At 66.8% G+C, this 12,890-nt stretch carries 10 protein-coding genes; 4 read left to right on the forward strand and 6 right to left on the reverse strand.

The window, feature by feature from the left end:
* Nucleotides 1-21 precede the first annotated feature (21 nt).
* The 3 genes from NX782_RS08055 to NX782_RS08065 are packed head-to-tail and all read right to left on the reverse strand — an operon-like array spanning nt 22 to nt 3,316.
* Complete coding sequence (locus tag NX782_RS08055) at nt 22-1,029, reverse strand: alpha/beta fold hydrolase (RefSeq protein WP_258844926.1); 1,008 nt, start codon at nt 1,027-1,029, stop codon at nt 22-24.
* Nucleotides 1,026-1,835 (reverse strand): SDR family NAD(P)-dependent oxidoreductase, encoded by an 810-nt coding sequence (locus tag NX782_RS08060; protein ID WP_258844927.1) that lies wholly within the window; start codon nt 1,833-1,835, stop codon nt 1,026-1,028. The genes NX782_RS08055 and NX782_RS08060 overlap by 4 nt, the downstream gene beginning before the upstream one ends.
* Nucleotides 1,832-3,316 (reverse strand): flavin-containing monooxygenase, encoded by a 1,485-nt coding sequence (locus tag NX782_RS08065; protein ID WP_258844928.1) that lies wholly within the window; start codon nt 3,314-3,316, stop codon nt 1,832-1,834. Before NX782_RS08065 ends, NX782_RS08060 begins: the two co-directional genes overlap by 4 nt.
* Nucleotides 3,317-3,505: 189 nt before the next feature.
* On the opposite strand from NX782_RS08065, the gene NX782_RS08070 reads away from it, so the two are divergent.
* On the forward strand, nt 3,506-4,126 hold the full coding sequence (locus NX782_RS08070) for a TetR/AcrR family transcriptional regulator (RefSeq protein ID WP_258844929.1): 621 nt from the start codon (nt 3,506-3,508) through the stop codon (nt 4,124-4,126).
* A gap of 15 nt (nt 4,127-4,141) precedes the next feature.
* Here NX782_RS08070 and xth read toward each other — a convergent pair whose 3' ends face one another.
* Nucleotides 4,142-4,918 (reverse strand): exodeoxyribonuclease III, encoded by a 777-nt coding sequence (xth, locus tag NX782_RS08075; protein WP_258844930.1) that lies wholly within the window; start codon nt 4,916-4,918, stop codon nt 4,142-4,144.
* Between the two features lie 125 nt (nt 4,919-5,043).
* The gene (locus NX782_RS08080) at nt 5,044-5,820 is read right to left on the reverse strand and encodes a choice-of-anchor L family PEP-CTERM protein (RefSeq protein ID WP_258844931.1); all 777 of its coding nucleotides are present in this window, start codon (nt 5,818-5,820) and stop codon (nt 5,044-5,046) included.
* 306 nt (nt 5,821-6,126) lie between these two features.
* Here NX782_RS08080 and NX782_RS08085 point away from each other — a divergent pair, with 306 nt between their 5' ends.
* Together NX782_RS08085 and NX782_RS08090 are read left to right on the forward strand one after the other, a co-directional pair.
* Nucleotides 6,127-8,541, forward strand: a complete 2,415-nt coding sequence (locus NX782_RS08085; RefSeq protein ID WP_258844932.1) for a glycoside hydrolase family 31 protein — start codon at nt 6,127-6,129, stop codon at nt 8,539-8,541.
* Nucleotides 8,542-8,664: 123 nt separating this feature from the next.
* Complete coding sequence (locus NX782_RS08090; protein WP_258844933.1) at nt 8,665-9,921, forward strand: hypothetical protein; 1,257 nt, start codon at nt 8,665-8,667, stop codon at nt 9,919-9,921.
* A gap of 37 nt (nt 9,922-9,958) precedes the next feature.
* Here NX782_RS08090 and NX782_RS08095 read toward each other — a convergent pair whose 3' ends face one another.
* Nucleotides 9,959-10,348: a cupin domain-containing protein gene (locus NX782_RS08095; protein ID WP_258844934.1), complete on the reverse strand. Its 390-nt coding sequence runs from the start codon at nt 10,346-10,348 to the stop codon at nt 9,959-9,961.
* 146 nt (nt 10,349-10,494) lie between these two features.
* Here NX782_RS08095 and NX782_RS08100 point away from each other — a divergent pair, with 146 nt between their 5' ends.
* Entirely contained in the window at nt 10,495-12,843 is a 2,349-nt protein-coding gene (locus NX782_RS08100; protein WP_258844935.1) for a PAS domain S-box protein, read from the forward strand.
* Nucleotides 12,844-12,890 lie beyond the last annotated feature (47 nt).

Here is a 12,890-nt window from a genome sequence, read left to right on the forward strand (position 1 = left end):
ACCCAAGTTGGACGAAAAGCCTCAGGCGCGTGATGCTTGGATTCCCGCCTGCGCGGGAATGACGGTAGCTGTCGCCGCGGGCAGGTCCTGCAGAGCGGCCTCGATGAACGCCGCCGTCCGCTCCACCTGCGTGATCGGCAGCATATGCCCACCCTCGACCAGCTCCAGACGCGCGCCCGGCACCTTGTCGACCAGCGCCTGGCCGTTCGCCTTCCAGTCGAGGATGCGGTCGTCCTTGCCGTACAGGACACTGACCGGCACGCGCAGCTCGCGATAACGTTCCTGCACCTGCGGCAGCCGTTCCGGCAAGGCCTGCAGATCGCTCGATGCGGACAGGAAGGCCGACGGCCGCAGGCTCAACAGGCCGCCGCCCTTGGTGGCGAAATCCTTCGGCACCGCTTCCGGTCCGAACACCATCTCCAGCGTCGCCTTGCTGTTCTTGATCGACGCCGGCACCGCCAGCGTCCAGGCGACCAGTTTGCGCACCAGCGGCGAGGCGATGGTCAGGCCCTTGAAGGCCGGCGGCACGTCTTCGCGGATGTGGGTCAGCGGCGCCAGCAGGGCCAGCCCGGCCACCTGCTGCGGATGCTCGAGCGCCAGCGTCAACGCCACCGCGCCGCCCAGCGAATGGCCGACCACCAGGCTCGGGCCGAGGCCGAGGTTGCGCATCAGAGCGGCCAGCGCGGCAGCCTGGGTCGACAGGTCGGCGGATGTGTTGGCGGCGCGGGTCGAATAGCCCGAACCCGGACGGTCGACCACGATCACGCGGTGCTGCGCGGCCAGCTTGCCGGCCACGCCATACGTAAAGTGCGACAGCTGGCCGGCCAGGCCGTGGATCATCAGGATGGCCGGGCGGCCGGCGTGGGTGTCGCCGAAGTCGCGTATGTGCAGGCGCGCGCCGGGCACGTCGACGAAGCGTCCCTTGGCCGGCAGCAGGCTCTCCACCTTGCGCGCGGTGTGCCAGGTGAACAGGACGACGATCGCCAGCAGGATCGCCAGGATACCGACGAGGGCAAGGAAGATGTTCATCGCTTGATCGCTTTCTTCAGGAGGTTCCAGTAACCGACCGGCGCCAGGCGCTCGAGGACGGCGGCGGCCTTGGCGTCGCTGCCGACCAGGATGCGGGCCTGGCGCTTTTCGATGCCGCGCACGATGATCTCGCCGGCTTGTTCGGGCGGCATGCGCAGCAGCTTTTCCATGGTCTTGCGGCCGCGCGCGATTTCGTCGCCGGGCGCGCCGGCCGGCACGCGCGCGTTCTTTGCGATCGAGGTCGCGACGCCGCCCGGATGCACCACCGAGACGCCGACGGTGCTGCCTTCGAGCTCGTGGCGCAGCACGTTGGAGAAGCCGCGCACCGCGAACTTGCTGGCCGAGTAGGCCGCCTGGCCGGGCGGCGTGATGATGCCGTAGATGCTGGAGACGTTGACGATGCGCGCATCGTCCGAGCCGTGCAGCAGCGGCAGGAAAGCGCGCGTCATGCGCACCACGCCGTGGAAGTTAATCTCCATCAGCCAGTCGAAGTCCCCCTCGCTGACCTGTTCGAAGGTCCCGCCCAGCGCCACGCCGGCGTTGTTCATCAGGAGGTCGACACGCTGGTGCGCCTTGCGAACGATCTCCGGAAAGGCGGCGACGGCGGCGCGGTCGGCCACGTCCAGGCGGTGCGCGGTGGCGCGCACGCCCAGCGTCTGCGCGGTGCGCGCGGTGTCGAGCGCGCCGGCTTCGTCGATGTCGGCCAGCGCCAGGTGGCAGCCGCGGCGGGCCATGGTGAGTGCGGTGGCGCGGCCGATGCCGCTGCCGGCGCCGGTGATCACGGCGACGCGATTACTGAGATTCACGGCATAACTCCTTTCGCTCCGAAGTGCATCACGCCGTCGGCCAGGCGGCCGTAGCGGATGGTGATCATGTCCTGCAGGTAGTTCTGGTAGACCTGCCACGGGCGGCGCGAGCCCTGCTGCGGCAGTTCGCCCTTGGCGCGCTGCACGTAGCCCGAGGTGAAGTTCAGGAAGGGCTCGGGCTCGACCCCGGCTTCGCGGCGCGGCACGGCGATCGCGATGCCCTTGCGGTCCATGTAGCGCAGCAGGCGGCAGACGTAGGCGGCGGTGAGGTCGGCCTTCAGGGTCCAGGAGGCGTTCGTATAACCGAAGGTCATCACGCAGTTCGGCAGCTCGCTCAGCATCATGCCCTTGTAGGACATGGATTCGCTGGCGTGGAAGGGCTTGCCGTCGACGGTCACCGCGACCCCGCCCAGCACCTTGATCTTCAGGCCGGTCGCCAGAACCACCACGTCGGCCGCCAGCTCCTTGCCGGACTTGAGCAGGATGCCGATCTCCGTGAAGCGCGCGATGTGGTCGGTGACCACCGAGGCGCGGCCTTTGCGGATGGCCTTGAACATGTCGCCGTCCGGGACCACGCAGACGCGCTGGTCCCAGGGCTTGTAGTCGGGCGTGAAGTGGGTGGCGACGTCGAAGTCCTTGCCCAGCTGGTGCCGCGCCATCGCGACGATCTTCTGCTTGGCCAGCTCCGGCTTGCTGCGCGCCACGCGGTACAGCAGCATGCTCTCGACGATCACGCGCCAGCGCGTCGCCCAATAGGCGGTCTTTTCCGGCAGCCAGCTGCGGAAGCGCCGGGCGAAGCCATACTCGGACGGCCGCGTGACCACATAGGTGGGCGAGCGCTGCAGCATGGTGACGTGGGCGGCCTTGTCGGCCATCGCCGGCACCAGGGTCACGGCGGTGGCGCCGCTGCCGACCACGACGACCCGCTTGCCGCCGTAGTCCAGGTCCTGCGGCCAGAACTGCGGCTGCACGATACGGCCCTGGTAGCGGTCTTCGTCTTCGAAGTCCGGTCGGTAGGCTTCTTCGTAGCTGTAGTAGCCGCTGCACATGTAGAGGAAGCGGGTGCGGATCGTGACCGCGGCGCCGTCGTGCAGGGCCTGCACGGTCCAGCAGGCGTCCTGGCTGGACCAGGAAGCGGCCGTCACCTTGTGCTTGAAGCGGATGTGGCGGTCGATGCCGTTGTCGCGCGCGGTGTCGCGAATGTAGTTGCGGATCGAAGGGCCGTCGGCGATCGCCTTGCCGGCGGTCCATGGCTGGAAGGCGTAGCCCAGCGTGTACATGTCGGAGTCCGAGCGCACGCCGGGATAGCGGAACAGGTCCCAGGTGCCGCCGATGGCCTCGCGCGCCTCGAGGATCGCATAGCGCTTGTTCGGGCAACGCTGCTGCAGGTACCAGGCCGCGCCGATGCCGGACAGGCCGGCGCCGACGATCAGCACGTCCAGCAGCTCGCCGCCCTGCGTCGTGGAGGAGGAAGCTTGCATGGTGTCTCTTGTAATATTGGTTTTGGTTAGAGCACCTAACAAAACCTCCATGGCTGCGTTGCATCGTCTCGCCGTACTAAAGTACTGTCTTCGACGATGCGCCTTGCCCTAGAGCTTTTGTTAGGTACTCTTAGTGACACTGTACATTGTCACATTTGTTCTGACAACATTCCGTGGCAAAATAGAAGAATGTCTCGAGAACCTTCCCCAGCGCGTACTTACCGCGGCGTGTCACAGGACGAGCGCCGGGCGCAGCGGCGCAGCCAGCTGATCGGCGCCGCCATCCAGGTGTATGGCGAGCGCGGTTATCGCCAGGCGACCGTCAAGGCGGTCTGCGAAGCGGCCGGCCTGACCGAACGCTATTTCTACGAATCCTTCGCCAACAGCGAAGACCTGCTGATCCAGTCCTACAACGCGGTGACCTTCTCGGTGTTCGGCGAGCTGCGCAAGGCGGCGCAAGCGGCCGGGCCGGACCGCATGCAGCGTTCGCGCGCGATGCTGCGCGCCTACTTCACGGCGCTACGCGACGATCCGCGTTCGGCGCGCGTGTTCCTGGTCGAGATCCGCGGCGTCAGCCGGGCCGTCGACAAGGCTTTCGATGCCTCGCTGCGCGCAATTGGTGACGAACTGGCCCAGATGTCGGGGCCGGAGAACGAGGAAGCGGATCCGCTGCTGTTGGCCGGCGTGGTCGGCGGCGTGATCCATATCGCGCTGCGCTGGATCGAGGATGGCTACAGCCCGGATATCGATAGCGTGACCGAGAGCGCGATGCGGCTGGTGATGGTGGCGCCCAGGAACGCAGCGGCGTAGCGCGCCCGCGGCCGCTCAGGGCCAGTCCAGCTCCACCCAGGTCGGTGCATGGTCGCTCGGCTTCTCGCGTCCGCGCACCTCGCGGTCGACGCCGGCCGCCTTCAGTTTCGGCGCCAGCGCTGGACTCAGGAGCAGGTGGTCGATGCGCAGGCCGGCGTTGCGGCCGAAGGCGTCGCGCATGTAGTCGAAGAAGGTGTAGATCACTTCGTCCGGATGCGTCGCGCGCAGCGCGTCGAGCCAGCCCTGGTCGACCAGCTTGAACCAGGCGGCGCGGCTTTCGGGGCGGAACAGGGCGTCGTCGAGCCAGCGCTCCGGCTTGTAGACGTCGAGTTCGGTCGGCATCACGTTGTAGTCGCCGCACAGGACCACCGGCGCGCCGGTGTCGATCAGTTCCTGGGCGCGTTTGTGCAGGCGCTCGAACCAGCGCAGCTTGTAATCGAATTTGGGGCCCGGTGCCGGGTTGCCGTTCGGGAGGTAGAGGCAGCCGACCAGGATGCCGTTCACCGCGGCCTCGAGGTAGCGGCTTTGTTCGTCCTCGGGGTCGCCCGGCAGGCCGCGCGTGATCTCCTGCGGTTCCGCATCGCGGGCCAGGATGGCGACGCCGTTCCAGCTCTTCTGGCCGTGCCAGATCGGGTGGTAGCCGGCGGCGCGGATTTCCATTTCCGGGAATTTTTCCTGCGGCGCTTTCAGCTCCTGCAGGCAGGCGACGTCCGGCTGCGTCTCTTCCAGCCATTGCAGCAGGGCGGGCAGGCGGCTGTTGATGCCGTTGACGTTGAAGGTGGCGATTCTCATGCGTCGTCTCATGTGATTGGCTTCGGGTCGATGATACCTCATCAGGCCTTGGCCTTGCCGGCGCTGGAATCCATGTGAAAAACGCCGGGTCGCTGTTCGGCAAACCCGGCGCCGAGACGAAGGGCTTACTCTGCCTTGCGGCGCTTCATGCGGCCCAGAGCGGCCAGGCCGAGGCCGACGAGGGCGAGGCTGCCGGGTTCCGGGACATCGCTTGGCGGCGGCGGGGTATCCGAGAAGGTGCCGGCTTCGATGAAGACGCCGGAATCCAGACTGCCGTCGCCCTGGTCCGCGATGAAGAACTCAAAGGTATTCGTCCCGGTCAGGCCTGTGGCCTGTGCTGTCAGGACAGTCGTCATGCCATCGTAGCCGGTGTTATACGCCCCGGTCGTGTTATCCCGAAAGTAGGCCGAATTCGTGCCGTTGTTGACGTTGTTGATCGAGACGAGGCCGCCGCCTCCAGGCAGCAGAGCGATGTTGACACCGTTGAGGCGCACTTCGAACCTGTCGTTAAAAGTGGAGTTGACAAATTCGTTGTATTCTTCCGATGCGAAAACGTACCGGAAGTACACGTTGCCGTTAGAACTTGTGAAATCGAATTTGAGGGATGTGGTAGTACCAGCTCCGCTGCAGTTCGAGGACAGATTCGGTCCGACCGCGCAGGCAACGGTGCCCGTGGTCAGGAGAACACCTTGATCGAAACCGATATTGCCGCCCCCGGTAAACGTGCCCGCCGCCGTTGGAGTCGCGGCGCTGAAGACGACATTCGAAATGTTGATGCCGCTGCCGGAAATGGCGCTTGCCAGGGCGTTGCCATCGGTCGTGGACGTCACCACCACGGCGCTGGCGGAGTGGCCGACGGTTGCGAGAAGTGCGGACAAGATTACTTGCGTGAATTTGTTCATTTGGTCACTTTCAAGGTAGGTTATGGACGAGTTGCATTCCAAATTTGAGCAATATGCGTGCCAACGAAGAATTCCGACAGTTAATCAAGCACTTAGCGTTACCGAGAGTAGTTTGTATTAAAAATATGTTAAGATTGCCGACATGCAATTTGGGTAACCCGCCTACGATGCAGTAGTCAAACTACGCAAAGACAGTTCCTGGCAGAATGGAGTCTCCCAGCAAGCGACCAACGGCTGTAAATTTACTACCTCATCCGCACGAATTCTGGCATGCTCTCGGCAGAACCACGACCAAAAACCGAGACCATGAAACACACCCGCCTCACGGCCGCCCTGGCCACCGCCTTCGCCACCCTGGCCGCCAGCCCGCTGGCCCATGCGCAAAACGCCGACCGCCACTTCCTCGGCTTCAGGCAAGCGCCGGGCAGCGGCTACGAAATCGCCACCAGCGACGGCCGCTACCTGATCAAGCCCTACGCGGCCAACATCGTCGAGACCACTTTCGTGCCCGCGAACGAGGAAGGCAAGCCGCGCGCCGCCTCGCACGCGGTGGTGCTGCAGCCCGGCCAGGTCCCGGTCCAGGTGAGGGAAGACGCGGCCCGCATCGTGCTGGCCACCGAGGGCATCATGGTCACGGTCGAGAAGTCGCCGTTCCGCATCGGCTACAGCTACAAGGGCAAGCCGCTGGTCGCCGAGAAGCACGGCTATGCGCGCGCCGACAAACTGGAATCGATCGAATTCGCGGTCGAGGGCGGCGAGGCCCTGTACGGCGCCGGTTCGCGTGCGGTCGGCATGAACCGCCGCGGCTACCGCTTCCCGCTGTATAACAAGGCATCTTATGGTTTCGGCGCGCATGCCGAGCAGATGGGCTATGGGATTCCGATGGCGCTGTCGTCGAAGCGCTATGCGATCCACTTCGACAACCCGCAGGCCGGCTACCTCGATCTGGACAGCCGCAAGGACGGCACGCTGCGCTTCGAAGCCATCGGCGGACCCAAGACCTACCAGGTGGTGGCGGGCGACGACTGGGCCCAGATCATGGACGGCACCACGCGCCTGACCGGACGCCAGCCGCTGCCGCCGCGCTGGGCCTTCGGCAATTTCGCCAGCCGCTTCGGCTATCACGACGAGGCGGAGACGCGCGCCGTGGTCGACAAATTCATCGCCGACGGCATTCCGCTCGACGCCGTCGTGCTCGACCTCTACTGGTTCGGCAAGACCGTCAAGGGCACGATGGGCAACCTGGCCTGGGACCGCGACAGCTTCCCGCACGCCGAGAAGATGATGGCCGACTTCAGGCAGAAGGGCGTGCAGACGGTGGTGATCACCGAGCCCTTCATCCTCACGACCTCGAAGCGCTGGGATGAGGCGGCGAAGCAGGGCGTGCTGGCCACGGACAAGGACGGCAAGCCCTTCACCTTCGATTTCTATTTCGGGAACACCGGCCTGGTCGACGTCTTCAAGCCGCAGGCGCGCGACTGGTTCTGGAACATCTACAAGGAGCTCAAGGCGGGCGGCGTGGCCGGCTGGTGGGGCGACCTCGGCGAGCCGGAGATGCACCCCAGCGAAGCCCGGCACGCCACCGGCAGCGCCGACCAGGTCCACAACATCTACGGCCACGAATGGGCGCGCATGATCCACGACGGCTATGCGCGCGACTACCCGGCCGAGCGTCCCTTCATCCTGATGCGCTCGGGTTATTCGGGCTCGCAGCGCTTCGGCATGATCCCCTGGTCCGGCGACGTCAGCCGCGGCTGGGGCGGCCTGCAATCGCAGATGGAGATCTCGCTGCAGATGGGCATGCAGGGCCAGGCATACATGCACTCGGACCTGGGCGGCTTTGCCGGCCCGGTGCTGGACGACGAGCTCTACGTGCGCTGGCTGCAGTACGGCGTGTTCCAGCCGGTGTTCCGTCCGCACGCGCAGGAGGACGTCGCGGCCGAGCCGGTGTTCCGCGAAGCGAAAACCAAGGCCCGGGCGCGCGACGCGGTGCGCCTGCGCTACGCCATGCTGCCGTATAACTACACGATCGCCTTCGAGAACAGCCGCAGCGGCATGCCGATGATGCGGCCGATGCTGTTCGAGGAGCAGGACGAAGAGGGCGCGGCAGGCATCGCCTCGACCTATCTGTGGGGCCCGAGCTTCCTGGTTGCGCCGATCGTCGAGCCGGGCGCCACCCGCAAGGAAATCCACTTCCCGAACAAGGGCAGCACCTGGTTCGATTTCTACGACGACCAGCCGCACCGCGGCGGCATCACCGAAATCGTGACGCCGGTGCCCGGCCACATCCCGACCTATGTGCGCGCCGGTGCCTTCGTGCCGCTGGCGAAGGTGGTGCAGAGCACGCGCGACTACAACACCCGTGCGCTCGAGCTGCACTACTGGCACGATGCCAGCGTGACCAGCTCTTCGGGCCAGCTCTACGACGACGACGGCAAGACCCCGGATGCCTACGCGGCCGGCAAGTACGAGCTGGTGCGTTTCAGCAGCCGCGTCGATGGCGGCAAGCTCGAGATCGGCCTGGCGCCGGAAGCCGGGGCTGCTTACACCGCTTCGTCGCACAGCTTTGCGCTGAAGGTCCACAACGTCGCGCGCAAACCACGTGCGGTGCAGGCGGACGGGAAGCCGCTGAACTACCGTTGGGACGCGAAGCGGCGCCTGCTGGAGGTCTCGCTGCCGCTGCTGCGCGACAGTAGCATGCAGGTCGCGGTGACGCTGTAAGTCGCTGATTTTACTGCTGAGTTTTATGGCCGGGCAGTCAGCAGGGCGCGTTCAGACGCGCTCCGGCATGGTGGGGGATTCGGTAAACTGAGGGGCCTGAACGCAGAAGCGATGCGATCGCCCATGAAGACCCAACTGCTGGAAGATTTCGACGAAAGCGGCTCGGCGCCGTCCAGGGCGGCGGGCGTGCCTGCTGCCCAACCCGCGCAGGCCACCGCGCCTGCTGCCCAGGCTGCGGCGCCGGCCGCGCCATCCACGGTGCCAGCCGCTCAGTCGACGGCGCCTGCCGCGCAGGCCGTAACGCCTGCCCCCCTGGCTGCGGCCCCGGCCGAGAGGCCGGCCGCCCCTTCACGTCCGGCGGTGTGGCAGCGGCCGCGCCAGGCGGAAGCGGCCACCGCCTCAGCCTCGCCTGTGGCCGCGCAGGCAGACGCAGCCGCGCAGGCACACGCAGCCGTGCCGTCACCCGCTGCCGCCGCCGCATCGCCTGCGAGCGTCCGGCCACACCCCGCCGCGCCGCGACAAACGGTGCCGGGACAGCCGCTTTCTTCACCGCCGCCACCGCCATCGCCGCCACGCCAGGCGCCGATCCATCCGCGCGGTTTCGCGCTCCAGCCTACAGCCTCGGGCACGACCACGGTGCCGCTGGGCGACACCACCGCGCCGGCCTGGCCGCAAGGCCCATCGTCCGGCGGCGACCCCGACTGGCTGACGGAACGGCTGGCGCGCGACGCGGCGCTGCAGGAGCGCACCGAATGGAATGGCTTGTGGAGGCGCCGGCTGGCAAGCTGGGGCGCGGCCGGCGTGCTGCTCGCGCTGCTGGCCGGCGGCGGATTGTGGCTCTACGAGCAAAGCCGGGTGGAAGGTGCGCTGGTGGTGGTGGCGAACACGAATCCGGCGCCGGAGGCGCATACGCCACGTCCGGTCGGTATGCCTGCGCCGGCCGTTGTGCCGGCAAGCCCGCCAGTGGCCGCCATCGACACGTCCGGTGCGGCCGCTGCAAGCGTTCAAGGGGCTGAGCCGAGCGTGCCCGCTGCGGCATCAGGCACAGTGGAAAGTGCGGGTGAGGGCGCGACAGGCGGCACGGCAGGACCGTCGACGGCGGCCGGCAGCGCCGAACCGCAGACGCCGGCCTTCGCCGACCGCAGCGTGGTCCCGGTCGCCACGGATGCGCCGCCGCCGGCCAAGCCGAAACACAAGCGCGTCCGCGCCACCAGGCACGCCGAGCCGGAAGCGCGCGCCGACATCCGCGAGGGCGAGCGCTCCTACCGCCAGCGTTACGAAGAAACCCTGATGCAGTGCCGCGCGCATGGCTACGACGAACGGCAGTGCCTGCAACGGGGATGCGAGATGACGCGCTACGGCTTCGCCTGCAAAGGCTGAACGGGCGTCAGGGCCTGATGCCCGCTCAGTAGTTCAGTCACTCCTCGTGGTGGTGCTTCTCGTACTCGTCGGCTTCCGCCTTGGTCGCATGCACGATGCCGTCCGGGTGCTCCGGCGGCGTGTACAGCGTGTACAGGCGCATCGGTTCGGTCTGCGACTTGTTGATGACGTTGTGCTCGGTGCCGGCCGGGATGACCACCGCCACGCCGTCTTCCAGCTGGTGTTCTTCGCCGTCCAGGATGGCGACGCCGGTGCCGGCTTCGACGCGGATGAACTGGTCGTGGCCGGTGTGGTGTTCCATGCCGATCTCTTCGCCCGGCTGCAGGGTCATGATGACCAGCTGACTGCGCGGCGTCGTGTAGAGGACTTCGCGGAAGTTATTGCCGGCGAGGGTCTTTTGTTCGATGTTGATGCTGTATCCGGACATGCTTGTTCTCCTGTTGGTTCAGATTTGCCGATAACGATTGTATAAGACGGCGCGTTTCCGTGCAGGCCAAGCTTAACGTGTTCAAAATCCGCCATGGGCGTGATCCCGACTGTTATACTCGGGCATTTTCCCTTTCTCCTACTCAAATGCAGAGCGACTTCAACGCCCAGCGCCGTGCCCAGCTGCTGATCGAGCGCGTGGCCGATTACGCCATCTACATGCTCAATCCGGACGGTACGGTGGCCAGCTGGAACGCCGGCGCGCGTCGCTTCAAGGGCTACACCGAGCCGGAGATCCTGGGGCAGCACTTCTCGCGCTTCTACACCGAGAAGGATCTTGCCGCCGGCGTGCCGGCGCGCGCGCTGCGTACCGCGCTGGAGAGTGGGCGTTTCGAAGACGAAGGCTGGCGCGTGCGCAAGGACGGCACCCAGTTCTGGGCCTCGGTCGTGATCGACCCGATCTACGACGACAACGGCGAGCTGTTCGGCTTCGCCAAGATCACCCGCGACATCACCGACAAGAAGCTGGCGCGCGATGTCCTGCGCCGCACCGAAGAGCAGTTCCGGCTGCTGGTCGAGAGCGTGGTCGACTACGCGATCTACATGTTGTCGCCCGAGGGCGTGGTCACCACCTGGAACGCCGGCGCCCGCAAGATCAAGGGATATACCGCCGACGAGATCGTCGGCAGCCACTTCAGCCGCTTCTACACCGACGACGACCGCCGCAACGGCATGCCTGAGCGCGTGCTGCGCCAGGTGCGCGAGCATGGACGCTTCGAAGCCGAAGGCCTGCGTGTGCGCAAGGACGGCAGCACCTTCCGCGCCAGCGTGGTGATCGACGCCATTCACGACGCCGACGGCAAGCTGGTCGGCTTCGCCAAGATCACGCGCGACATCACCGAGCGCACCCAGCTCGAGGATGCGCGCGAAGCGCTGCAGCACTCGCAGCGCCTGGAAGCGGTCGGCAAACTGACCGGCGGCGTGGCGCACGATTTCAACAACATCCTGCAGGTCATCGGCGGCAGTCTGCAGCTGCTGAGCGGCACCGTGGCCGGCATCCCGGCCGCGCAGCGCCACCTGAACATGGCGCTGTCGGCGGTGGACCGCGGCGGCAAGCTGGCGGCCCAGCTGCTGGCCTTCGCGCGGCGCCAGCCGCTGCAGCCGGTGGTGCTGAACGCGGGCCGCGTGGTGCGCGGCCTCGAAGAACTGGTGCAGCGCGCGGTGGGCGAGACGGTCGAAGTCGAGACCGCGGTCTCGGCCTCGCTGTGGAACACGCTGATCGATCCGCACCAGCTCGAGAACGTGGTGCTGAACCTGGCCATCAACGCGCGCGACGCGATGCCGGGCGGCGGCAAGCTCACCATCGAGCTCTCCAACACCATGCTCGACGACAGCTACGTCAGCGCGGCGCACGAGGTGCCGCCGGGCCAGTACGTGCTGCTGGCGATCAGCGACACCGGCACCGGCATGACGCCGGAGGTGCTGGCGCGCGCCGTCGAACCCTTCTTCACGACCAAGAGCGAAGGCCAGGGTACGGGCCTGGGCCTGTCGATGGCCTTCGGCTTCGTCAAGCAGAGCGGCGGCCATTTCCGCATCTACAGCGAAGTCGGGCACGGCACCACGATCAAGGCCTACTTCCCGCGTTCGATGGACGCCGAGCAGGCGCTGCCCGAAACCGGGACCAGCGAAGTGCGCGGCGGCAGCGAGACCATCCTGGTGGTCGAGGACGATCCGAACGTGCAGGCCACCGTGGTCGGCATGCTGTCGGAACTCGGCTATCACGTGCTGCGCGCCGATAACGCCGAGATGGCGCTGGCCGTGCTGCGCGCCGGCGTGCGCTGCGACCTGCTGTTCACCGACGTCGTCATGCCGGGCAAGATCAAGAGTCCCGACATGGCGCGCCAGGCCAAGGCCCTGCTGCCCAACCTGAAGGTGCTGTACACCTCGGGCTACACCCAGAACGCGATCATCCATGGCGGCCGCCTCGATCCGGGCGTGGAGCTGCTCAGCAAACCGTATCGCCGCGAGAAGCTGGCCGCCAAGGTGCGCCAGATGCTGGGCGGCCAGGAACAGGCGCAGGCCCCAGCCGTGTCGCCGGCGCTGCGCAGCATCCACCCGGACGGCCTGCGCGTGCTGCTGATCGAAGACGACAGCCAGGCGCGCGAGCTGTACCGCGACATCCTGGAGGCCGCCGGCTACCGCGTCGCCGAAGCGCCGACCGCCGCCGCCGCGATGGAAGCACTGGCCGCCGAGCGTTTCGATGCCGCAGTGGTCGACTACAGCCTGCCCGACCTGGATGGCCTCAGCCTGGCGCGCCGCATCGTCGCCGCCCACCCGGGCGTGGCGCTGGTGTTCGCGTCCGGCTACGGCAGCCTGGTGGCCGGCGCCGCCGACATGGCGGCGCGGGTGCTGACCAAGCCCTTCACGGACCTGCAGCTGAAGCATGCGCTGCTGGCCGCGGTCGAGGCGCATGCCAGGAGCGGCAAGCGCGCCTGAGGCCGCGCACGCCAATCTCGCGCCGTGAATCTCGGGAGCATGCTAGT

The organism is Massilia norwichensis, assembly GCF_024753245.1.
GTDB lineage: Bacteria > Pseudomonadota > Gammaproteobacteria > Burkholderiales > Burkholderiaceae_D > Telluria > Telluria norwichensis.